This is a genomic window from Streptosporangium sp. NPDC050148, assembly GCF_055586505.1.
Map to the genome: position 1 here is coordinate 207,215 of NZ_JBVJIA010000004.1, position 23,152 is coordinate 230,366.

At 72.7% G+C, this 23,152-nt stretch carries 17 protein-coding genes, 4 tRNA genes and 1 riboswitch; of the genes, 8 read left to right on the plus strand and 13 right to left on the minus strand.

Features of this window, described 5'->3' with window-relative positions:
* Nucleotides 1-15: 15 nt before the first annotated feature.
* Both ACZ6RT_RS05870 and ACZ6RT_RS05875 read right to left on the minus strand, forming a co-directional pair.
* The gene (locus ACZ6RT_RS05870; RefSeq protein ID WP_399194238.1) at nt 16-810 is read right to left on the minus strand and encodes an SAM-dependent methyltransferase; all 795 of its coding nucleotides are present in this window, start codon (nt 808-810) and stop codon (nt 16-18) included.
* Nucleotides 811-1,002: 192 nt separating this feature from the next.
* Entirely contained in the window at nt 1,003-2,067 is a 1,065-nt protein-coding gene (locus tag ACZ6RT_RS05875) for an alcohol dehydrogenase catalytic domain-containing protein (protein WP_470152395.1), read from the minus strand.
* Between the two features lie 394 nt (nt 2,068-2,461).
* Between ACZ6RT_RS05875 and ACZ6RT_RS05880 the strand changes: the two genes are divergently transcribed.
* Nucleotides 2,462-3,898 carry a glutamate-cysteine ligase family protein gene (locus ACZ6RT_RS05880; RefSeq protein ID WP_399194234.1) on the plus strand — a complete coding sequence of 479 codons (1,437 nt, stop codon included), beginning with the start codon at nt 2,462-2,464 and terminating at the stop codon, nt 3,896-3,898.
* Between the two features lie 88 nt (nt 3,899-3,986).
* Nucleotides 3,987-5,042, plus strand: coding sequence for a hypothetical protein (locus tag ACZ6RT_RS05885; protein ID WP_399194232.1), 1,056 nt, complete (start codon nt 3,987-3,989; stop codon nt 5,040-5,042).
* 70 nt (nt 5,043-5,112) lie between these two features.
* On the opposite strand, the gene pcp is transcribed toward ACZ6RT_RS05885, so the two are convergent.
* The 10 genes from pcp to ACZ6RT_RS05935 form a co-directional block, all read right to left on the minus strand.
* A complete protein-coding gene (gene pcp / locus ACZ6RT_RS05890) occupies nt 5,113-5,739 on the minus strand; it encodes a pyroglutamyl-peptidase I (protein WP_470152396.1) in 627 nt (208 codons plus the stop codon).
* The gene (locus ACZ6RT_RS05895) at nt 5,736-6,164 is read right to left on the minus strand and encodes a thiol-disulfide oxidoreductase DCC family protein (RefSeq protein ID WP_470152397.1); all 429 of its coding nucleotides are present in this window, start codon (nt 6,162-6,164) and stop codon (nt 5,736-5,738) included. Before ACZ6RT_RS05895 ends, pcp begins: the two co-directional genes overlap by 4 nt.
* Before the next feature lie 28 nt (nt 6,165-6,192).
* A complete protein-coding gene (locus tag ACZ6RT_RS05900; RefSeq protein WP_470152398.1) occupies nt 6,193-8,046 on the minus strand; it encodes an endonuclease/exonuclease/phosphatase family protein in 1,854 nt (617 codons plus the stop codon).
* 80 nt (nt 8,047-8,126) lie between these two features.
* Nucleotides 8,127-9,092 carry a hypothetical protein gene (locus ACZ6RT_RS05905; protein WP_470152399.1) on the minus strand — a complete coding sequence of 322 codons (966 nt, stop codon included), beginning with the start codon at nt 9,090-9,092 and terminating at the stop codon, nt 8,127-8,129.
* Between the two features lie 42 nt (nt 9,093-9,134).
* Nucleotides 9,135-10,022 (minus strand): hypothetical protein, encoded by an 888-nt coding sequence (locus tag ACZ6RT_RS05910; RefSeq protein ID WP_399194222.1) that lies wholly within the window; start codon nt 10,020-10,022, stop codon nt 9,135-9,137.
* 394 nt (nt 10,023-10,416) lie between these two features.
* Nucleotides 10,417-10,491 (minus strand) — tRNA-Val (locus ACZ6RT_RS05915).
* A gap of 13 nt (nt 10,492-10,504) precedes the next feature.
* A tRNA-Gly gene (locus tag ACZ6RT_RS05920) sits at nt 10,505-10,576 on the minus strand.
* Between the two features lie 75 nt (nt 10,577-10,651).
* Nucleotides 10,652-10,722 (minus strand) — tRNA-Cys (locus tag ACZ6RT_RS05925).
* 25 nt (nt 10,723-10,747) lie between these two features.
* Nucleotides 10,748-10,819 (minus strand) — tRNA-Gly (locus ACZ6RT_RS05930).
* Nucleotides 10,820-10,855: 36 nt separating this feature from the next.
* Nucleotides 10,856-13,225: an N-acetylmuramoyl-L-alanine amidase gene (locus ACZ6RT_RS05935; RefSeq protein ID WP_470152400.1), complete on the minus strand. Its 2,370-nt coding sequence runs from the start codon at nt 13,223-13,225 to the stop codon at nt 10,856-10,858.
* Between the two features lie 160 nt (nt 13,226-13,385).
* On the opposite strand from ACZ6RT_RS05935, the gene ACZ6RT_RS05940 reads away from it, so the two are divergent.
* From ACZ6RT_RS05940 to ACZ6RT_RS05965, 6 genes are all read left to right on the plus strand, one after another.
* Nucleotides 13,386-13,655, plus strand: a complete 270-nt coding sequence (locus ACZ6RT_RS05940; RefSeq protein ID WP_344900255.1) for a hypothetical protein — start codon at nt 13,386-13,388, stop codon at nt 13,653-13,655.
* A gap of 40 nt (nt 13,656-13,695) precedes the next feature.
* A complete protein-coding gene (gene glmS, locus ACZ6RT_RS05945; protein WP_399194217.1) occupies nt 13,696-15,516 on the plus strand; it encodes a glutamine--fructose-6-phosphate transaminase (isomerizing) in 1,821 nt (606 codons plus the stop codon).
* A 95-nt stretch (nt 15,517-15,611) separates the two neighbouring features.
* On the plus strand, nt 15,612-16,679 hold the full coding sequence (locus ACZ6RT_RS05950) for a tripartite tricarboxylate transporter substrate-binding protein (RefSeq protein WP_399194215.1): 1,068 nt from the start codon (nt 15,612-15,614) through the stop codon (nt 16,677-16,679).
* A gap of 4 nt (nt 16,680-16,683) precedes the next feature.
* Nucleotides 16,684-16,883, plus strand: a riboswitch (cobalamin riboswitch).
* 205 nt (nt 16,884-17,088) lie between these two features.
* The gene (locus ACZ6RT_RS05955; protein WP_470152455.1) at nt 17,089-19,524 is read left to right on the plus strand and encodes a ribonucleoside-diphosphate reductase subunit alpha; all 2,436 of its coding nucleotides are present in this window, start codon (nt 17,089-17,091) and stop codon (nt 19,522-19,524) included.
* 42 nt (nt 19,525-19,566) lie between these two features.
* A complete protein-coding gene (locus ACZ6RT_RS05960; RefSeq protein WP_399194213.1) occupies nt 19,567-20,562 on the plus strand; it encodes a ribonucleotide-diphosphate reductase subunit beta in 996 nt (331 codons plus the stop codon).
* A 61-nt stretch (nt 20,563-20,623) separates the two neighbouring features.
* Entirely contained in the window at nt 20,624-21,793 is a 1,170-nt protein-coding gene (locus ACZ6RT_RS05965; RefSeq protein ID WP_399194211.1) for a mechanosensitive ion channel family protein, read from the plus strand.
* Here ACZ6RT_RS05965 and ACZ6RT_RS05970 read toward each other — a convergent pair.
* Complete coding sequence (locus ACZ6RT_RS05970) at nt 21,790-22,938, minus strand: DUF5685 family protein (RefSeq protein ID WP_470152401.1); 1,149 nt, start codon at nt 22,936-22,938, stop codon at nt 21,790-21,792. The two genes, ACZ6RT_RS05965 and ACZ6RT_RS05970, sit on opposite strands and share 4 nt — an antisense overlap.
* Nucleotides 22,939-23,152: the final 214 nt, after the last annotated feature.

The following is a 23,152-nucleotide window of genomic DNA, read 5'->3' on the forward strand; positions in this document are numbered from 1 at the left end:
GGGCCTGGCCGCAGGTCAGGGCTTTCGCGCGAGGCCGCACCAGGCGTTCATGGGGCGCCTCTCACCGGGAGGGGCGCCGTCGACGGTCCAGTCACCGACCGTGGTGATGCCCGGGGGCAGGACGTCCCAGCCGGAGAAGAACCGGGAGAAGGCGTCACGGTCGCGGAAGTAGAAGCGGCTGGGGACGTTCGCGTACATCTCCTCGATCTTGGCGTGCACGACCGGGTCGATCTCGTGGTCGGTCACGTGGGCGATCGCGACGTAGCTGCCCGAGGGCACCTCGGACAGGATGTGCTGGACCACCCCGTACGGATCGTCCGAGTCGTGGACGAACTGCAGGATCGACACGAACAGCACGGCCACGGGACGTCCGAAGTCGATGAGCTCCTGGGTGGCCGGGGCGTTGAGGATCCGTTCCGGGGTGCGGACGTCTCCGTTGACGTAACGGGTGTTCTCGTCCCCCACGATCAGGGCCTGCGCCTGGACGTGCACCGTGGGGTCGTTGTCGACGTAGACCACGCGGGTCCTCTGGTCGATCGCCTGGGCGACCTGGTGGACGTTGTTCGCGGTCGGCAGCCCCGACCCGATGTCGAGGATCTGCGTGACCCCGTGGTCCCCGACGACGTGCCGCACGACGCGCTCGAGGAAGCGGCGGTTGTCCGCGGCGAGGTCGCGCAGCTCCGGAGCGTGGGCGAGGATCGGATCGGCCACCGCGCGGTCGACCTCGAAGTTGTCCGTCCCGCCCAGCACGTAGTCGTAGACCCGGGCGGGGGACGGCTTCGTGGTGTCCACGCCCTGGGGTGCACCCACCGCTGAACTCACCTCTCACCTGTTCTTTCACGAGTCGCCGGTCGCACCGGACCGCGAAGGGCCGACGCCGGGCCGGGGGACACCGGAATTCGATCATAATCACGGCCATGTCCACCTTCGGGTGAATCGCGGCAAATGGAGATCGTCGCGGTGTTCCGCGCCCCTACGCGGTTCCGGCACCCTCCCGGAGGGTCACCGCCGGGGCAGGATCATCGTCACGCCGGGGACGGAGCCGATCGACCTCAGGGCGGCACCCGCCTCCTCCAGGCCGATGGACCGGGTGACCAGCGCCTCCGGTCGTACGGCCCCGCGGGCGACGGCCGCCAGCATCTCCGGGTAGGCGTGCGCGGCCATGCCGTGGCTGCCGAGGAGCTCCAGCTCGTGACCGATCACCCGGCCCATCGGGAGCGCGGTCAGCCCCGGCAGCAGGCCGACCTGGACGTGACGGCCCCGGCGGCGCAGGCCCTCGATCGAGGCCGCGCACGTCCCGGGGCTGCCGAGCGCGTCCACGGAGACGTGCGCGCCGCCCGAGGTCACCTCCCTGATCCGCGCGGCGACCTCGGTCCCGGGGACGGCGTCCCCGACTCCGCCGCCCTCGGCGGGGGAGACGGCGACGCAGGCGGCGGCGCCGAACCGCCGGGCCAGTTCCAGGGCTCCGGGGGAGACGTCCACGGCGACGACCCTGGCCCCGGCCGCGGCGGCGATCATGACGGCGGACAGGCCCACGCCGCCGCAGCCGTGCACGGCCACCCACTCCTGTGGCCGGACCCGGCCCACGGCGGTGATCGCGCGGTAGGCGGTGGCGAAGCGGCAGCCCAGGCTCGCGGCGGTGGAGAAGGCCATCTCCCCGGGGAGCCGGACCAGGTTCACCTCGGCGTGGTCGATCGCGACGTACTCGGCGAAGGAGCCCCAGTGGGTGAATCCCGGCTGGGTCTGGCGCTCGCAGACCTGCTGGTCACCGGCCTTGCACGCCGCGCACGAGCCGCAGGCGCAGACGAACGGGGCCGTCACCCGGTCACCGGGCCGCCAGCAGACGACGCCCGTGCCCACCGCCTCGACGACCCCGGAGAACTCGTGTCCCGGCACGTGCGGCAGGACCCGGATGTCCGGGTCGTGCCCCTGCCAGCCGTGCCAGTCGCTCCGGCACAGGCCGGTCGCCTCCACCCGGATCACCGCTCCGCCGGGCGGAGGCTCCGGGGCGGGCACCTCCCGGACCTCGGGATCGGCTCCGAAAGCGTCGAAGACCACCGCTCGCACCCGCGTACCCCCTTCTCGGGCTCGGACCGGCCGCGAATCCCGGCCGGGCGGGGCCGGTCCGCCCGGCCCCGCCGGCCCGCGGCCCCGCACCATTGTCGACGCCCGCGGACGCCGGGGGAAGGTGCAGGTGGGGCCGCCGGGGCAGGTGTCGCGACGCTCCGGGAAGGTGGCCGCGGACGATCCGGGGAGGGGACGCGCGACGCTCCGGGGAGGCGCCCGCGGGCGTGCGGGGGAGGGGACGCGGGACGGCCGGGGTGGCCGTGCGATCACCCGCGTCCCGCGGAAAGCCGGAGCCCCTGGTGAAGACGTGTCCCGAGCACTGATTAGAGGGGTCATGCTGGGAGAGAGGCAGGGGGCACGAGACGGGACGAGGACCGACTGATCGGACGGTGTGATGGGGCAGAAAGTCGACAAGGACCGCTACTCCGAGGAGGAGTTCGTCCAGTTCAGGGCGAAGCTGGCGGAGCAGCTCGACACCCTGCGCGAGGTGCTGGCGCGGCCCGGCTTCGGCGCGGGGCCGGCGACCATCGGGGCCGAGCTGGAGATGTTCCTCATCACGCCCGACGGGCGGCCGCTGCCCCGCAACCACGAGGTGCAGGCCGCGGCCGGTGACGACCGGCTCACCCTGGAGATGGGCAGGTTCAACCTGGAGGCCAACCTGACCCCGCTGCCGATCGCCGGGCGGCCGTTCACCGCCCTGGTGCGCGAGGTCCGTGAGGTCATGACCGTGGTGGACGAGGCGGCCGCGACGCAGGGGGGCCAGGCCGTGGCGATCGGCATCCTGCCCTCGCTCAGCGAGTTCGACTTCACCCACGAGACGCTGAGCGGGGAGGACCGCTACAAGGCGATGTCCCGGGGCATGCGCCGGCTGCGGGCCGAACCGTTCCGGGTGCGCCTGGAGGGGATCGAGCGGCTGGAGCTGGAGGTCGAGGGGATGATCCTGGAGAGCGCCAACACCTCCTGGCAGGTCCACCTCCGCACCACCCCCGCCGACTTCGCCCGCGTCTACAACGCCGCGCAGCTGGCCATCGGGCCGGTCCTCGCGGTCAGCGGCAACTCCCCCTCCTTCCTGGGCAGGCACCTGTGGGAGGAGACGAGGATCGCGCTGTTCGAGGAGTCCGCCGACGACCGGGACGTGGAACGGCTCGACCGCAGGGACGGGCGGGTGTCCTTCGGGTCGAACTGGACCCAGGGCATCGAGGAGATGTTCGCCACCTGCGTCCGCGACTACGAGCCGGTGCTGCCGATGATCACGGACTCGGGTGAGCCGGGCCCCGGCGGCGTCCCCGAGCTGGCCGAGCTCCGCCTGCACCAGGGCACGGTCTGGCTGTGGAACCGCCCGGTCTACGACCCGGGCGACGGGGGCCACCTGCGGGTGGAGATGCGCGCCCTGCCCGCCGGGCCGAGCTCGGCCGACATGGTGGCCAACTCCGCGTTCCTGCTCGGCCTGACCGCCGCCCTGGCCGTCCGGCCGGTGGAGGAGTTCCCCTTCGCCGGGGCCTACCGCAACTTCTACCGCGCCGCGACCCACGGCCTGGACGCGTCCATGAGCTGGCCCGGCCTGGACGAGGAGGTCCCGGCCGAGCGGCTCGCCCTGGACCTGCTGCCGGTCGCCGAGAGCGGGCTCGCCAGGATGGGCGTGGAACCCGACGAGATCCGGTGGACGCTGGACATCGTGCGCGAGCGCGTCACGCGCCGCCGTACCGGGGCGATCTGGCAGCGGGAGGCGACGGCCCGCCTGGGCGGCGACCAGGGGGCATGGGCGCGCATGGTCGCCCGGTACCGGGAGCTCTCGCTGACGGGTGAGCCCGTGCACACCTGGCCCCTTTGACCGCAAGGGGATTTGAGTAAAGGCATACTCATGAACTCCGCATCTTGGCCCGCCCCTTCCGGGCGGAACCGGACAAGGAGTGACCTGAATGAGCCAGTTGAAGGCCGTGTCGACGGAGCCGTTCGGGCTCAGGCGTGACGGGGGCGGCCTCGCGACCGGGATCGGGCTCCTGGAGAAGGAGCTCCGGCGGGTCCCCCTCGCCACCGTCCTGGCCAAGGCGAACCGCGTCCTGGTCAGGAAGGGCAGGAACGGCGCCGGCGCGTTCACCGGGATGAGCCCCAAGCCCGTGGACTGGTACTGCTTCGACACCGACGACAACGCGGTCAGGGAGTGGTACCCCCAGGGCCTGACCTGCGCCTCCGACGCCGGGATCGCCGGGGGCGGCGCGAGCGTGTTCGTGGTGAGCTGGTACCACACGCCCTCGTCCGGGGCCGAGCGGGGCGTCCGCCTGACCTTCCTGAACACCGCGACGCTCCGCTACCGGCACGTCCTGCTCGTGCGGGTCACCGCCGACGGCGACATCGCGCCGATCAACGTCCACGCCGGCGGCGTCGCCTGGTACGGCGACCTGCTGTACGTCGCCGACACCACGCGGGGCCTGCGGGTCTTCGACGTCCGGGAGATCTTCGAGGTCGACGGTGAGGGCACGTCCGCCATCGGCAGGAAGGGCGGGGCGTACGAGGCGTTCGGCTACCGGTACGTGATGCCGCAGACCGACGCCTGGACCACCACGAGCGGCACCGTCCGCTTCTCCTTCGCCGCCGTCGACCGCAGCACCGCCCCCGACACCCTCATCTCCGGTGAGTACGTCGACGAGGCCGGGGTGACCGGACGGGTGGCCCGCTGGCCGCTGGCGGCCGGAGGCATCCTGAACGCCCCGGCCGGGGGCGTCGTCCAGGCGGTGGACGCCTACGCGCTGCCCGCGCGGAAGATCCAGGGCGCGCTCTCCCACAACGGCACCTGGTACCTCAGCCAGAGCGCGGGCGCCGCCGCGAACGGCACCCTGATCGTCGTCGGCGACACACCGGCCAGGCGGTCCTACGCGGTGGGCCCGGAGGACCTCACCTGCGTCCGCGACCGGCGCACGCTGTGGACCGTGAGCGAGTTCGTCGGCAGGCGGGCGGTGTTCGGCGTACCGCTCTGACCGGGCCCGGCCGGAGGACGTACCGCTCCGGCGGGGGACGCGCCGCTCCGGCCGGAGCGGCGCGTCCGGGTCAGTGCAGGGAGCCGCCGACCAGGCGGAGGTCGCCGCCCAGGGAGACGGAGACGGCGGTCGTCACGATCGCGGTGAGCGCCTGGGCGACCACCGGGACGGGCATCGAGGGGGTGGCGCCGTCGAGGACCTGCCCGGGGGAGAACGGCACGTGCACGAGGCCGCCCCGGACCTGCGGCCGTTCGGTGGCGATCAGGTGCATGAGGCCGTAGAAGACGTGGTTGCACACGAACGTGCCGGCGCTCTGCGAGACGCTCGCGGGCACCCCGGTCGCCCGGGCCGCCGCCGCGCAGGCCTTCACCGGCAGCGTGGCGAAGTAGGCCGCGGGGCCGCCGGGCACCACCGGGCGGTCGATCGGCCGCCTGCCCGCGGCGTCCGGGACCCGGGCGTCGTCCAGGTTCACGGCCACCCGCTCCAGCGTAACGTCCGGCCGGCCACCGGCCTGCCCGACGCAGACCACCACCGCGGGGTCGTGCTCGCAGACCGCGGCGCGCAGCCGCTCCAGCGACTCGCCGAACACACAGGGCAGCAGCGCGGTCCGCACCCCGGGGACGAGCCCGATCGCCTCCCAGGGCGGATTGCCGGTGCCGTCGAGCGGCTCCAGGGCGACGAGCAGCACGCTCCTCATCGGGTCTCCGCCGGCCCGGCTCCGGGCGAAGGGGCGGACGGGCCCGGGGAGGAGTCCCGAGGGGGCAGGGCACAGGCGGGCGTGCCGCCGGGCAGGCGGTGCCGGTTGGCGGCGACGAGCCGGTAGAGCCCGTGGGCGACCCACCGCACCGGCGGGAGGCGCAGCAGGAACCCCAGCGGGCTCCACGGGAGGCCGGCGGCGATCAGCAGCCCGGCCACGGCCTGGGCCCCGCCGCGCACCCGGCCGTCCTCGACCCAGAGCAGCTCGTACTCGGCGCGCTCGCGCGTGACGCCCAGCGCCGGCAGGTCGGCCCGCTGCCAGGGGACGACCCGCGCGCGGATCCCGACGAGACGCTCGGCGAGGCCGACGCTCGTCGTGCAGAAACCGCAGTCGCCGTCGAAGACCAGTACAGGTTCTCCCGTCATGCCAACGACACTACCCAGCCCGGTTCGATCAAGGCCCGGCGACCAGGGTGACCGCGATCGGACGATGATCCGAGTGCGGGACGTCCGGGTTGGCCTGGTCCTTCCCGGTCATCCCCGGGGTGACCAGGACGTGGTCGATCTGCTCGACGGGGCCGCCCCGGCCCGGGACGGTGTCGAACGGCCGTACCGGGGCCAGGGGGTCGGTCAGGCCCGCGCCGGTGAGCACCCGCCAGGCGGCGTCCCCGGGCTGGAGGTTGAGGTCTCCGGCCACGACCACCGGGGCGCCCCCGGCGGCGGCGGTCCGGACGATCCCGCCGAGCTGGGTGACCTGGGCGAGGTCGTTCCGGTCCGGCGAGGGCTGCAGGTGGGTGCCGATCACGGTGATCGGCCGGCCCTGCCACCGCAGCCCGACCTCCAGCGCCTGCGCGCCGGTCGGGCCGCCCTGGACCAGCACGTGGTTGCGGACCGAGGTGATCGGCAACGCGGTCAGCAGGGCGTCGCCCCACACCTCGTCGGTCGCGGGCGCCCAGATGTAGTGCATGTCCAGCCGCTCGGCGATCAGCCGCACCCCGTCGTGGCCGCCGTTGAGCAGCCAGCCCCGGTCGGCCTCGCTCAGCACCACCACGTGCGGCCGGAGGCGCCGCAGCTCGTCGGCCTGCTGCTCCAGCGAGAGCCTGCCGGACTCGCCGTACCCCATCCTGATGTTGTACGCCGCGACCCGCAGCCCGTCGGCCGGGGGTTGCCAGCGCGGCACGCTGCCCTGCCACAGGGGCACCGCGGCGACCAGGACGACCGCGGCCGTGGCGACCGCCGCGAACCGCCGGTCGTAGGACAGGCGGGGCAGGCCGGAGCCGCCCACCACGGCCAGGACCGCGACGACGAGCGCCGCGGAGACCGGCACCCACCCGTTGGGCAGGTAGAGGTCGTAGGCGGCGTAGTACCCGAAGACGAACACGAAGAAGAGCAGCATGCCTCCGGCCGCGGCCAGGCCGCGCCGGGCCGGGCGGTCCGGGCCGAAGGACGTCGCGGCGTGCGCCAGGCAGGCGCCCAGCGCGACCTGGCCGACGATCTGCGCGACGATCGTCCAGCCGGGCGCCACCCCGTGGACCCCGTCCACGGTGGCCCTGCCCAGGGTGAACGCCACCGCCGAGGCGACCAGCGCGATCGCGGGGATCAGCGGACGGCGCAGCACCGGCAGCGCGGCGGGCAGCGCCGACACCACCGCGAACGCCGCCACGACCACGGCGGCGGCCTGCTGGGCCGAGTCCGTCGCCGCCTGGGCGTGCGCGGTGTTGCCCGTGTACAGCCCCCACAGCAGCAGGGCCGGGCCGATCGCGAGCCAGGCGCGCGGGGCGCCGGAGTACTCCTCGTCCGGGGGCACCGCCCGGATCAGGAGCCCGCCGAAGACGCACAGCTCCACCAGGAGCAGCAGCCACGGGACCGGTCCAGGCCGCCACATCAGGTCGATGCCGTCCAGCGCCGCGTGGATCACCGTGGAGGCCGCGAGACCGGCGATCACCCCGGCCATCACCGGCCGGGCGTCCAGGGCGGTCATCGCGGTCGCCGTCAGCCAGACCAGCCCGGCCAGCAGGCCCAGGCAGGCCACGTAGAGCTGGACGCCCCCTCCGTCGGTCAGCTGCAGGACCAGCCGGGCCAGGAGCAGCGCCCCACCTGCGGCCAGCGCGATCAGCGGCGGCCTGACCCTCCTGGCCAGCGGGACGGTCAGGAAGGCCAGGACGAACCAGGCGAGGGCGAACAGGCCCATCAGCTCGGCGGGAGTGCTCCCCGCCCGGCCGAAGAGTGTGATCAGCGACGGCAGGAAGACCCTGAGCACGTCCGTCAGGACCACCACGCCGAGCGCCACGTCCAGGCGGATCCGCATGTCACCTCCAGAGAATGCGAGTTATCCTCGCCTTCTTCGTCCTCGCTGACAAGGGCGATCTGCCCGGACGCGGCGTTCGCTCAGGAGGCCGGGGAAGAGGCCGGGGGGTCGGTGGGCGGCGGGCGGTCGGCGGGAGCCAGGGGATCGGCGGGGGGCGGTGCGGAAGGGCCGTCGAGGTAGCGGAAGGCCTCCTGCGCCGAACGGACGCTGTCGCGCAGCGCCTGCTCCAGGTGCCCGGCGTCCTCGGCCAGCCGCCCTATCTCCGGTACGGCGAAGGCGTCCGCGCCGGACTCGGCCAGCAGCTCCTCGTAGCGGGGGAGCCGCGAGCGGAGCACCGCGATCTGCTCGTGGGCCCGCAACGCCCGATCGGCGTCGGCGACGTGGCCCGCGTAGCGTTCCAGCGCCTCCACCCGCGCGGTCACCGCGGCCTCGCTGGCGACCAGGGCACGTTCCAGCGGGGCCATGGCCGCGGCCACCTCCGGCGTGCTGCCGCCGTAGGCGAACTCCCGGTGCTCGTTCCGCAGGGCGGAGAGCTTGGTGAGCAACCGGGCGATCTCCCACTCCTGCGCGGGGAGCATCACCGAGTTGCGCGCGTCGTCCAGCAGCCCGGTGGCGTTGACCTGGGAGTGCAGGATGAAGTCGATCGCCTGCTGGGCGCGGTCGAGCAGCCGTCCGGCGTCGTGGTCGAAGTCCTCGGCCAGCAGGTAACGGCCCTCGAACCAGCGGGCCTCGCGGTACAGCTCGGTCTCCTCCGACTCCAGGTCCACGGGGTCGGGAGCGGCCAGGAGACCGACGAAGACCACGAACAGCAGCAGCGCCACGACGAAGAAGAACAGCTGCCCCACGTCCAGCAGGAACAGCAGCGTCACCAGCAGCAGCGCCGACAGCGCACCGCCCGCCTGCAGGAAACGGCCCGGCAGGCGGGAGGCGGACGACGGCGGCTCGGGACTCCACCCGGCCCGGATGCGCGACAGCATCGATCCGTGTCGGCGGAACAGGTCGGCGACGTGGGCGGGAACTTCGGGATCGACCACCACGCGCCGCACAGGCTCGCCCTCCGTATCAGTCAGGACCTCTACGTGTTCACATCAGCCGTCGAGATGCCGGAACGCCTCGTGTGCCGAGCGTACGCTCTCGCGCAGCGCCTGCCGGAGCATGGCGGCGTCGTCACTGAGATACCCGATCTCCGGCAGGGCGAAAGTCGCGGCGCCCGCCTCGGCGACGAGCTGCTCGTATTCGGGCAGGTGGGCCTTGAGGACCTCGATCTGTCCCTGGGAGAGAAGGGCGCGATCGGCGTCGGCCACGTGGCGCGCGTACCGTTCCAGCGCCTCCACCCGCGCGGTCACCGCGGCCTCGCTGGCGGCCAGGGCGCGCTCCAGCGGGGCCATGGCCGCGACCACCTCCGGGCTCCTGCCGCCCCTGGCCAGGTGGCGGTGCCTGGCGCGCAGCGCGGAGAGCTTCGTCAGCAGCCGGGCGATCTCCCACTCCTCGGCCGGGAGCATCACGGAGTTGCGGACGCTGTCGAGCATGCCCAGGGAGTTGGTACGGGACTTCACGATGAAGTCGATGGCCCGCTGGACCCGGCCGAGCAGGTGCCTGGAGTCGTGGTCGAAGTCCTCCAGGATCAGGAAACGCCCCTGCCAGTCCAGGCAGTGCCGGTACAGCACGCGCTCGACGGAGTCGACGGAGGAGGGCTTCCTGGCGATGTACACCACGCTCAGGATGACCAGGGAGAGACCGCCCAGCATGATCATCAGGAAGATGGCGAGCAGCGGTGAGCCGCCGAGCACGCCGAGGGCGGCCGACAGCGCGGCCGTGGACACGCCGAGGGTTCCGACGAGCTTCCCCGGGAGGCGGGAGTCACCGGTCTGCCGTGGCACCCGTCCGGCACGGAAGCGGGAGAGCATCGGCCCGCTACGGCGGAACAGGTCGGCGACTTCCCTGGGCACCTCCGGATCGACCACCACGCGCTGCACAGGCTCGCCCCCTTTGCCGTGTTTCACGAGCATAGCGATTAACCGGGTTTCAGGTCGTGCGTCCTTCCATGGTGCCTCTTTCCCGGATGGATGGCGCGGACCGGAAAGGCGATCGTAACAACTGCCCGGATGTGCGTCCGGCATGGTCCGGCCGCGTCCCTGTCGCTTCCCTGCCGCGTCGGGGCCGGGGGTGGGGCGAGGTCGGGTCGTGGCCGGGTCAGGGCTGGGCCGGGGCCGGGTCGGGGTGGGGCCCGGCGTGGAGCCGGGGTCGTCCGTGTCCGGGAGTGGGGCGGTGATCGTCTCGTCCGGGCGGCGGCCCGGCCCGGGACTCGTCCGGGCGGCGGAGGCCCGTCCGGGAAACAGAAGATCCCAGGCCGACGGCCTGGGATCTGTCTGGTGGACGATACAGGGATTGAACCTGTGACCTCTTCCGTGTCAGGGAAGCGCTCTCCCGCTGAGCTAATCGTCCTCGGGTGAATCAGAGCGGAAGACGGGATTCGAACCCGCGACCCTCACCTTGGCAAGGTGATGCTCTACCACTGAGCCACTTCCGCGTATCCGCTCCGGGTTTCCCCTCGGCGCCCGCACCACTTTACCGGATCCCGGAGGGTCCGTCGGCCGTGCGGTTGAGGTGGAGACGGGATTTGAACCCGTGTAGACGGCTTTGCAGGCCGTTGCCTCGCCTCTCGGCCACTCCACCGGCCGGATCCCGGAGGATCCGCCGGAGCGGAAGACGGGATTCGAACCCGCGACCCTCACCTTGGCAAGGTGATGCTCTACCACTGAGCCACTTCCGCGTGCCCCCGGAGGCGTCTCCGGAGCACGTGGAAACTCTAGCGCCTCCGCCGGGCGGATGCGCGCATCACATCGGACCGCGAAGCATCCTCCGCGGTGACCGGCTGGACGTCGGAGGCGCGGACGAACATGACCCGGTGGCCGAACTGGATCTGCCGGTAGCGGACCTTCCCGACGACGACCCGGTGCCTGGAGGTGTCGTAGGAGGAGGCCCTCAGGTAGCGGGCCCGCCTGGTCATCGCGGCGCTGTACACCTGCCCGGCGGGTATCGAGTACTGCAGCGGCGCCAGCGGCTGGACGGGCACGCCCCTGGGGTAGGCCGACGCCCCCGGGTAGGCCCTGCCGTACACCTTGATCGGGGCGCGGTCCGGCCGCGGGGTGACCAGCGGGCCGGAGGCGGGCAGGGAGGTCGGGGCGGCGGCCGGATCGCTGAACCAGGCCTTCTGCCCGAGGTACCAGATCGCGGTCCAGCCGTCCCGGCGATCGGCGAGCGCGTACCGCTGGCCGGTGGAGGCGCGGGCGGCGTGGTCGTAGACGCTGTAGCTGGACCCGCCGGTGGGGTGCTTGCCGACGTCCCTGACCAGCGGCGCCGTGGGGGAGGGACGGGTGCGCAGCCAGACCGACGCGGCGCCGAGCCTGCGGCACCCGCCGGGGCAGCCGGTGAAGCCCGGGCTGTTGGAGGCGTAGTGGGGCTTGATCAGCACCGAGCGGGCGTTCTCGCCGCCCGAGGCGCGCAGCGGGCTGCCGAGCAGCTCGAAGTAGTGCCCCCAGTCCCAGTAGGGGCCGGGGTCGTCGTGCATGCCGCTCACGGTCTGGGGGGTGGTGCCGGGCACGTTGTCGTGCCCGAGGATGTGCGCCCGGTCGAGAGGGATGTCGTACTTGTCCGCGAGGTGGCGCACCAGCCTGGCCGACGCCACGTACATCGCCTCGGTGAACCAGGTGCCGCCCCTGGCCAGGTACCCCTCGTGCTCCAGGCCGATGGAGCGGGAGTTGACGTACCAGTTCCCGGCGTGCCAGCCGATGTCCTTGCCCCGCAGGTGCTGGGCGATGTGACCGTCGCGGGAGCGGATGGTGAAGTGCCAGCTCAGGTAGTCGGGGTTCTTGGCCAGGCGGGTCATGGCGTCGTAGGTGGTCTCGCCGTCGTGGATCACGATGTAGTCGATCTGCCGCCCGCCCTCGACGCGGTCGTGGTTGCCGTACCCGCCGCCCTTGAGCCGCTGGTAGACGGCGGGAAGCCACTCGCAGGAGACGCTCCTGGGGCAGTCGGGCCCGGCGGGCGGCACGGCCGCGGGGGGTCGTGCCGCGGGCGGGCGTGCGGCGGTTGGGCGTACGGCCACCGGTGCCCGCACGACGACGGGGGGCCGTACGGCTGCGGGCGGCCGTACGACGGCGGTGCCCGCCGTGACGGGCGGCCGTGCCGTCGCGGGGGGCCGGACCGCGACGGGTCGTGCGGGCCGTGCGGGTCGTCCGGTGGACCGCACCGCGGCGGGTCGCACCGCGGCCGGTCGCGCGGTGGCCGGTCGTGCGGTGTCGGGGACGGCGGGGGCGCCGGTGGGCGCGGGATCGGGGGCGCGGCGCTGTGCCGTCCGGGGGGAGGGCGTCCGGGCGGGCGGGGTCCGGGGCGCCAGGCCGGGTTTCGCGGGCAGGACCATCGGCTCGCCGTCGTCGGTCACCCGTGCGACACCGGCGCGGATCGTCGCGTAGACCTCGTCGGCGAAGGAACGCGCCGCCTCCGTCAGGACCGCCTCCCCGTCCGGGGTCCTCGTGTCCGGGGTCCTCGTGTCCGGGGTTCCGCCGAGGGGACCGGAGTAGCGGGCCACGGCCACGTACCAGCCCGCGGGCCCGGCGTCCGGGTCGCCGCCGGTGGCCCGCTGGTAGGCGGCGAGCAGCGCGGCACCGCCCATGATGTTGGCGGCAGGGTCCCGACGCAGCCGGTCGGGGGAGATGCCGGACAGCTCCGAGGCCCGTCGCAGGGTGTCCTCCGGCGTGAACGGCGTGACGGGCGGGATCGGGATCACGCGCGGCCTGCGCTCGTCGCCGCGCGGGTCCTCGCCCGCGCCGTGCGGGTGCCCCCGCTCCGCCCGGCCGTCGACCAGGTGCATCGGCCCGTACCCGGCCGAGACGCTGGGCCGCCCCGCGTGGCCGTCCCATCGTGACTCCAGGTAGGAGACCCCGAGCAGCACGCTCTCCGGCACCCCGTACGCCCGTGCCGCCGCGGCGAAGGCGGCCTGCCGGCCCGCCGGTGCCGTCCCGGGGGCGTAGGGCGTGGAGGGTGCCTGGGGTGCCTGGGGTGCCTGGGGTGCCGGGGGTACTGCCGCCTGCCCGCCGGAACGTTCCGCTCGCGCGGGAACGACCGAGACCAGGACGGCGAGAGCGGCGACGAGGGCGGTTCCCGGCAGGCGGCGCATGGTGGTGTTCCTCTCTCTCCGTTCACTACCTAGAGTTACCAGAGATTACCGATTGTCGCGCATTCTGACAGGGTTGAGATTCGAAGAGATTCTCTGCCCGAAATCGGGCAGAAAACTTGTTGTTCTCTTCTCCGGATGCGTAGGGTCCTGCTCTGTGTCCATGGCGCGGCATCAGCACGAGGATCTGATCACCCATCTGACCCGGACGAGCGGGCTCGGGCCGGGCGAGGCCGCGCGGGTCGTGGCGGACGTCCTGGCCTACTTCTCCGAGCCCGTCGAGGAGTTCGTCCGGCGCCGGCACGCCGAGCTCAAGGCCAGGGGGATGGTCAACGACGAGATCTTCCCCAGGGTGGCCGCCGAACTGGCGGTCCGCCGCGTCGCGGCGCCCGAGCTCTCCCTGCGCCAGTTACGCAGGATCGTCTACGGATAGCAGTCGCGCCGGATCGTCCACGGATAGAAGGAGCGCTCGTATGTGCGGAATCGTGGCCTATGTGGGGCCCAAGGACGCGGCACCCATCCTGCTGGAGGGCCTGCAGCGTCTTGAGTACCGGGGCTACGACTCCGCCGGGGTGGTGGTCTCCAACAAGGGCCTCAAGATGCGCAAGGTCAAGGGCCGGGTGGCCGACCTCGCGGCGGCCATGCCCGCGCGTTTCAAGGGCGGCCTGGGCATCGGCCACACCCGGTGGGCCACCCACGGCGCGCCCAGCGACGTCAACGCCCACCCGCACCTGTCGGCGGACGAGCGCATCGCCGTCGTGCACAACGGCATCATCGAGAACGCCGACGAGCTGCGCGCCAAGCTGGAGTCCGAGGGCGTGGTCTTCCTCTCGGAGACCGACACCGAGGTGCTGTCACACCTGATCGCCCGGACCGTCAAGGAGGCCGACTCGCTGGAGGAGGCCGTCCGCGCCGCGCTCAAGCGGGTCGTCGGCACGTACGGCATCGCGGTGCTCGACGCCGAGCGGCCCGGTGAGGTGGTCGTGGCGCGCAACGGCAGCCCGATCGTGCTGGGCATCGGCGAGAAGGAGATGTTCGCCGCCTCCGACGTCGCCGCGCTGGTCCGCTACACCCGCCAGGTGGTCCACCTGGAGGACGGCGAGATCGCGGTGCTCAAGGCCGACGGGTTCACCACCTTCGCCAGCGACGCGCGGGAGACGGCCAAGGAGCCGCTGACCGTCGACTGGGAGGCCGGGCACTACGACACCGGCGGCTACGAGCACTACCTGCTCAAGGAGATCTCCGAGCAGCCCGACACCGTGGCCAGGACCCTGCGGGGGCGCCTGGACGACCGCTTCCACGTCGCGCACCTGGGCGGCCTGAACATGGATGCGCGCGAGACCCGCTCGTTCCGCCGGGTGAAGATCATCGGCTGCGGTTCCGCGTACTACTCGGGCCAGATCGGCGCGCAGCTCATCGAGGAGCTGGCGCGCATCCCCGCCGACGCCGAACCGGCCAGCGAGTTCCGCTACCGCAGCCCGGTGGTGGAGGCCGACACGCTGTACGTGGCGATCAGCCAGTCGGGGGAGACCTACGACACCCTCGCCGCCGTGCAGGAGCTCAAGCGCAAGGGCGGCCGGGTGCTCGGCATCGTCAACACCGTGGGCAGCGCGATCGCCCGCGAGTGCGACGGCGGCGTCTACCTGCACGCCGGGCCCGAGGTCTCGGTGGCGAGCACCAAGGCGTTCACCTCGACGGCCGTGGCCTTCGCGCTGCTCGCGCTGCACCTGGGCCGGGTCCGGGACCTGTCACCGGCCGACGGCCGGCGGATCTGCGACGGCCTGCGCAGGCTGCCGGAGCAGATCAAGGAGATCCTGGTGCTGGAGCCGGTCATCAGGGAGCTGGCGCGCAAGTACGCCGGGGCGCCGAGCATGATGTTCGTGGGCCGGGTCCGCGGCTACCCGGTGGCCCGGGAGGGCGCGCAGAAGCTCAAGGAGATCTCCTACGTGCACGCCGAGGCGTACCCGGCCAGCGAGCTCAAGCACGGCCCGCTGGCGCTGATCGGGCCGGAGATGCCCACGGTGGCGATCGTCCCCGACGACGAGCTGCTGGACAAGAACCTCACCACGCTGGGCGAGATCCGCGCCCGGGGCGGGCGGGTGCTCATGGTCGGCCACCGCACCGCCGACCCCAAGCTGGCCGACGACTGCGTCGTGGTGCCCAAGAACGAGACCGAGCTGGACCCGATCCTGCTCTCGATCCCGCTGCAGCTCTTCGCCTACCACGCGGCCGTGGCGCTGGAGCGGGACGTCGACAAGCCTCGCAACCTCGCCAAGAGCGTCACGGTGGAGTGAGGACCGCTACTCCAAGGCCATACCCCTCGCACTATGACAGAAAGTGACATGGAGGTAACCTAGGGTATAAGGGGCTCTTGGGGGAAGGGGCGCTTATGCGCCGTAGGGGGTTCTTCGCGCTGGCGGCGGGGACCGCGCTGCTCGCGGGCTGCGGGGCGGAGGACGAGCCCGCGGGCCCGCTGGTGGACCGGCTGTTCCTCCTCGAACCCGCCGCCGACGGTCACGGGTGGGACGGGATCGCGCGCAGGCTGGCCTCCGTCATGGTCAGGTCGGGGCTGGTGCGCACCGTCATGGCCGCCGACCGGCCCGGACCCCTGGGCTCCGTCTCGCGCGACGCCTTCGTCGTCCCCGGCACCTCCGGCGTCCCGGGGCTCGCCGGGGTTGCGGGGACCCGGGGCGTCTCCTTCGCGCGCGAGGGCAGGGTGCTCGTCGCCGCGATGCCGATGCTCGCCGCCGCGGAGATCGCCAACACCACCGCGGTGGTGCGGGCCACCACCCCCCTCGCCCGGCTGGCCGGCGACTGGGCGGCCCTGGTCGTCCCGGCGGGTTCCCGGCTGCGCGCCTTCGAGGACCTCGCCGCGGCGCTGCGCCGCGACCCGGCCGGGCTGACGATCGGCGGCAGGCTGGAGGGAGGCTCCGACCACGTGCTCTACGGCATGATCGGCAAGTGCCTCGGCGTGGACACCCGGCTGCTGGAGTACGCCGGGTACCTGGCCGCCCAGGACGCGGTCGAGGCGCTCAAGGTCGGCCGGGTGGCGGCCCTGCTGGGATCGGCCCGTGCCCTGCTGCCGGGGATCTCCGCGGGCCGGCTGCGTCCCCTGGCGGTCTCCTCGGGCGGCCGGATCGAGGGGATCGACGCGCCGACGCTGATGGAGCTCGACGTCCGGCTGGAGTACAGCGACTGGTGCGGGCTGGTGGGGCCCGGCGACATGAGCCCGGCGGACAGGGACGCGGCGATCGCCCTGTGCGAGCGGCTCGACGCCACGCCGCACTGGCGTGCCCTGTGCGCGGCGAACGGGTGGAGCCGGGTCTTCCTCGGCGGCGACGACTTCCGCCGGTGGCTGTCCACCGAGACCGGCCGGACCCGGGGCGTGCTTCACGAACTCGGGCTCGCGACGTCCTCGGACACAACCTGTTGGGGTGGTTGCGTCAGACGGCCCTAGATGTAGGATCCTGATCGTCGCTGGTTCACCCGTGAAGGGTGAGGCAAGAGGGAACCCGGTGAGATTCCGGGACTGCCCCGCAGCGGTGAGCGGGAACGAAAGCCGTCATTGAGCACTGGGTGCGCCATGCCCGGGAAGCGACGGCCGGTAGGCGTGTGCGGTGCGCCCGTGAGTCCGAAGACCTGCCGGTGACGTGGTTGTCCAGGGCCTCGTGGGAGGGCCCGCGGAACGAGGCGGTCCGGCGTGCCCGGAATCGCTCGTGGACGCGTGCCCCCGGCGAGACCGCAGGGGGAGAGTCCGAGCGAGCGAGGGGCAGTACGTGACAGAGACCGTGGCGCAGACCGTGACGGAGATCGACACTCCGACGGGGGACGGCGGGGAGCGCGGGCCCGGTGGCACCGGCGGGCCGGTGACGCGGAACGACGCCCGGACGGGGGACGGCGGGAACGACGGCCGCAGGCTGGCCATCGACGAGGCCGCCGCCCGGGTGATCACCGACCCGGAGAACTCCAGGATCGCCGCCGCCATGCTGGCCGAGCTGATCGCCGACGAGGCCGCCGAGCACGGCGTGCGGAGCTTCTCCGACTCCGTCGCCGCCACCCACCGGGCCGGGCTGGTGCAGGACCGGCTCGCGGAGTTCGTGGCCGCGCACGCCGAGGCCCTGGACGCGCTGGTCGTGCCGGACGCCGACGCCGGGTTCGAGTACTTCGGGCTGCGCACCGTCTACGACCGCTACCTGCTGCGCCACCCGAGCACCCGTACGGTGCTGGAGCGCCCGCAGCACTTCTTCCTGCGGGTGGCCTGCGGCCTGTCCGAGACCGTCGAGGAGGCCGCCGAGCTGTACGCGCTGATGGCCTCGCTGTCGTACCTGCCCAGCTCGCCGACGCTGTTCAACTCCGGCTCGCGCCGCCCCCAGCTGTCCTCGTGCTTCCTGCTCGACTCGCCCCGCGACGAGCTGGAGTCCATCTACGAGCGCTACGGGCAGGTCGCCCGGCTGTCGAAGTACGCCGGGGGGATCGGTATCGCCTGGACGCGGATCCGCTCGCGCGGCTCGCTGATCCGCGGCACCAACGGCCACTCCAACGGCATCGTGCCCTGGCTGCGCACGCTGGACTCCAGCGTCGCCGCGGTGAACCAGGGCGGCCGGCGCAAGGGCGCGGCCTGCGTCTACCTGGAATCCTGGCACGCCGACGTCGAGGAGTTCCTCGAACTGCGCGACAACACCGGCGAGGAGGCCCGGCGCACGCACAACCTGAACCTGGCCAACTGGATCCCCGACGAGTTCATGCGCAGGGTCGAGGCCGACGGCACCTGGTCGCTGTTCGACCCCAAGGAGGTCCCGCACCTGACCGACCTGTACGGGACGGCGTTCGACGAGGCCTACCGGGCCGCCGAGGCCGAGGGCCGGTTCGTCCGGCAGATCCCGGCCCGCTCCCTGTACGGGCGGATGATGCGCACGCTCGCCCAGACCGGCAACGGCTGGATGACCTTCAAGGACGCGGCCAACCGGACCTCCAACCAGACGGGCAGGCCGCACAACGTCATCCACCTGTCCAACCTCTGCACGGAGATCCTGGAGGTCACCGGGGACGCCGAGACCGCGGTCTGCAACCTCGGCTCGATCAACCTGGCCGCGCACCTGGTCACGACCCCCGCGAACGGCGGCACCCCCGCGAACGGCGGGACCCGGGGAGACGGCGCGGCCTCGGGGAACGGCGAGGTCGCGGGAGGCGGCGCCGTCCCGGGGGACGACGGGGCGTCGCGGATCGCCGGGATCGACTGGGACCGGCTGCGCGCGACCGTCCGCACCGCCGTGCGCTTCCTGGACCGCACCATCGACCTGGGCTTCTACCCGACCCCCGAGGCCCGCGACGCCAACCTCAGGTGGCGGCCGATCGGGCTCGGCGTGATGGGCCTGGCCGACGTGCTGTTCACGCTCCGGCTCCCGTTCGACTCGCCCGAGGCGCTGAAGCTGTCCACCACGATCTCCGAGGAGATCGCGCTCGCCGCCTACGCGACCTCCTGCGACCTGGCCGCCGAGCGGGGCCGCCACCCCTCGTACGAGGAGACCAGGGCCGCGGGCGGGGTGCTGCACCCCGACCACTACGGCGCGGCCACGTCGGCGCGGTGGACCGCGCTGCAGGAGCGGATCGCCGTGACCGGGCTGCGCAACTCGCTGATGGTCGCGATCGCGCCCACCGCCACGATCGCCTCCATCGCCGGCTGCTACGAGTGCATCGAGCCGCAGGTGTCCAACGTCTTCAAGCGCGAGACCCTGTCGGGGGAGTTCCTCCAGGTCAACCGCTACCTGGTCCGGGACCTGCAGGCCAGGGGGCTGTGGACCCCGGCGATCCGCGACGCGATCAAGCGGGCCGACGGCTCGATCCAGGACATCCCCGAGATCCCGGACGATCTCAAGCCGCTCTACCGGACCGCCTGGGAGCTGCCGCAGAAGGCGCTGATCGACCTGGCCGCCGCGCGCACCCCGTACGTCGACCAGTCGCAGTCGCTGAACCTCTTCATGGCCACGCCCACGATCGGCAAGCTCTCCTCGATGTACGCCTACGCGTGGAAGTCGGGCCTGAAGACCACCTACTACCTGCGCTCGCGCCCGGCCACCCGGATCGCCCAGGCCACCGTGGCGGCCCCCGGCCGGGCCGGTGCGCAGGACGCCGCTCGGGACGTCGCGCAGGACGCCGCTCGGGACGCCGTGCGGGCCGGTGCGCGGGAGGTTCCGCGGGACGGGTCCGACCCCGTCACCGACCCCGTCACCGACCCCGTCACCGACTCCGGCGCCGTCGCCTGCTCGCTGGAGAACCCCGAGTACTGCGACGCCTGCCAGTAGACCGCCCGGCCGCTCCCCACCTCACGAAAGGCACCGTTTCCGATGTTGCTCGACCCCGGCATGGACCTGACCCTGCGGCCGATGCGCTACCCGGAGTTCTACGAGCGCTACCGGGCGGCGATCCGCAACACCTGGACCGTCGAGGAGGTGGACCTCGCCTCCGACCTGGCCGACCTGGCGAGGATGACCCCCGAGGAACGCCACCTGATCAACCGGCTCGTCGCGTTCTTCGCCACCGGCGACTCGATCGTGGCCAACAACCTGGTCCTCAACCTCTACCAGCACCTGAACGCGCCGGAGGCGCGCCTCTACCTGAGCAGGCAGCTGTTCGAGGAGGCCGTGCACGTCCAGTTCTACCTGACCCTGCTGGACACCTACCTGCCCGACCACGACGAGCGGGTCAAGGCCTTCTCCGCGGTCGAGCACATCCCCTCGATCCGGGACAAGGCCGAGTTCTGCTTCCGCTGGATCGACTCGCTCGGCGGGCTGACCCGGCTGGAGACCCGGCAGGACCGGCGGGCGTTCCTGCTCAACCTGATCTGCTTCGCGGCGTGCATCGAGGGCCTGTTCTTCTACGGGGCGTTCGCCTACGTGTACTGGTTCCGCTCCCGCGGCCTGCTCGGCGGCCTGGCCACCGGGACGAACTGGGTGTTCCGCGACGAGTCCATGCACATGGAGTTCGCCTTCGGCGTGGTGGAGACCGTACGGGCCGAGGAGCCCGAGCTGTTCGACGACGCGCTCACCGAGCAGGTCACCCGGATGATCGAGGAGGCGGTGGAGGCGGAGCTCGCCTTCGCGGCCGACCTGTGCGGTGACGGGCTGCTCGGGATGGGCGTGGAGCAGATGCGGCTCTACCTGCGGTACGTGGCCGACCAGCGGCTGGTCAGGCTCGGCATGCCCGTCCGGTACGGCACGGCCAACCCGTTCGCGTTCATGGAGCTTCAGGACGTGCAGGAACTGGCCAACTTCTTCGAGCGACGGGTTTCGGCCTATCAGGTAGCAGTCGAGGGGAATGTCACCTTTGACGAGTCCTTCTGATTAGCTGGAGAACCCGGAAAGGAAACATAAGGGACAGAAACGCCGAGGGGGTACGTCGTCCGTGTCCAACTGGATGATTTTGATCGTCTCCGTGGCCGCCGCCGTCGTGGCGGTGGAGGCGGTGCGCAGGATCCTGCGTTCGCGGCTGATCGGCGAGAGGTGGATCCTCGCCGGCCCGCTGGTGCGGCGCTGCACCTGGCCGGGGTTCGCCACGGCCGCCGTGGCGACCGCCTACACCGTCTACACGCCCGACCGCTCCAACGAGCCCAGCATGGTGCAGGGCGCGGCGGGCCAGGTGATCGACCGCGGCCTGAGCCTGATCCTGATCGGATGCGCCACCTGGCTGGTCATCCAGGCCGCCTACGCGATCACCGACGTGGTCCTGGACCGCCTGATCACCGTCGAGGGCGAGCGCAACCGCAAGGCCCGCCGCATCCGCACCCAGATCACCCTGGTCCGCCGGGTCGCCTCAGCGGTGATCATCGTGGTGGCGCTGGGCGCGATGCTCTTCACGTTCCCGCAGGTACGGGCGCTGGGAGCCGGTCTTCTGGCCTCGGCCGGAATCGCCGGCGTCGTGGTGGGCATCGCCGCCCAGTCGACGCTGGGCAACATGCTCGCCGGTCTGCAGCTGGCCTTCAGCGACGCGCTCCGGCTGGACGACGTGGTCGTGGTCCAGGACGAGTGGGGCCGCATCGAGGAGCTCAGCCTGACCTACGTGGTGCTGCGGCTGTGGGACGAGCGCCGGCTGGTGCTCCCGGTCTCGTACTTCACGGCCAACTCGTTCGAGAACTGGACCCGGCACAGCAGCCGGGTGATCGGCCACGTGCTCATCCGGGTCGACTGGTCGGTGCCGGTCGAGGAACTGCGCACCGAGCTCTACCGCGCGCTGCGCGAGCACCCGCTGTGGGACCAGAAGGACTGGACCCTCCAGGTCACCGACACCCTTCCCAACGGGCTGCTGGAGCTGCGCGCCCTGATGAGCGCCTCCGACTCCGCCAGCGCCTGGGACCTCAAGTGCGACATCCGCGAGCACATGGTGACCTTCATCCGTGACAGGTACCCCGAGTCGATGCCCCGCTTCCGGGTCGACGTCCCACCCGTCTCGGAGAGCGTCCCCGGGCTGCTCACCGGGATGATGGCGGCCGAGCCGGACCCCCGTCCGGCGGGGTCCCTCGCCAGGGGCGGTGACCGGCGCGACCCGTCGCGCGGTTCCCAGGACGACGAGTCCTAGGCGCTGCAGTCGCAGCAGCACCCGTCGCACCTGCCGCAGCCCTTGCAGCAGTCCCCGCAGCCGTCGCAGCCGCTGCAGCCGTCGCATCCGTTCAGGTAACAGCGGTCGTACCAGGGCGCCCGGCGCTCAGGGTCCCAGCGGGGCCGCCAGAGCCCGCAGGTCAGCAGGCTTCCCGTGGCCGCGGCCGACCTGCGGACGAATCCCGGCCGCCGGTAGGAGCTCCCCGCCGCTGGCCGGGCCGCGTCCGCGGGAAGGCCGGCTCCACCGTCCGGCACCGTCCCGGCAGGGGCGGGGGAGACGTGCCGGAAGGTCCGCTCCACCGCGCGCCGCACCTCGGTGCCCAGCAGCGCGTCCACCAGGTGCCGGTCGGCGGGCTCCAGGTCCAGTTCCAGCAACGCGAGCCTCAGACCGTGCGCGGCGTCCTCGCAGAGCCGGCGCGCCTCCCGGGTCGAGGTGCCGGTGGCCGCCAGCGGGTTGAACGCCCCGCGGGCCGCGTCCTCCTGCCGGTCCTCGACCGCGTCCAGCAGGTGGGCGATCCGGCCGAAGAACCGGCCCGCCTCGGCCAGCGCCGTCGCGTTGCCCGGCCTGCCGGCGAGCGTGGCGGTGTGCGCGAACGCGGCCGCGACCGCCTCCTCGGTGGGCCGGGTCAGCTCCAGCAGGGACCTGCCCGCGGCGCCTTCCACCTCCAGCTGGAGGGCGGCCGTCGCGGTCAGCGGGGCCGTGTCGAACCCGATCCCGGCCCCCATCCGGGCGCCGGCCGCCTCCCAGCGGGCCGCCAGCATCCGGCGCGCCGGACCGGTGCCCGGAGCCGCGTCACCGTCGGCCACGTGGTCGCGGAGCTTGCCCGCGGCCAGGACCAGCGAGACCGTGGCGGCCAGCCGCGCTCCCCGGGCGCGGGCGTCCACCACGTCCGCCGTACGGAACCCGCGCAGCGCGCAGGGCCCCGCGGTCCGGTACGGGGAGCCCGCCGGGTCCTGCGCCTCGGCCAGCACCGAGATGATCAGCCCGTCGTAGTTGGTGGCCAGCCGGGCCGCGTGTCCCTGCCCGTCGCGGAGGGTCAGGCACAGGCCGCACAGGTGGGCCGTCCAGGCCCTGTGCAGCGCCGGGCAGGAGTGGTCGCCGCAGGGGCGGATGATGCCGAACATGTGAACTCACGGGGTGTGGGGGGCGGCACGAAACCGGAGAAACGTACCAGGAGAATCTATCCCGTACGGATCCGCGGGCTCGCGGCCTCCACGTCCGTCCCGTCTCGTTCCACGCTTCTTGTTCCGTCCGGCCTGTGCGGGGCGGTCAGTCGGACATGACCTCGTAGAGGTTGCGCGTCTCGTCGGCGACCGGTCAGGGCCGGGCCCCGGTCAG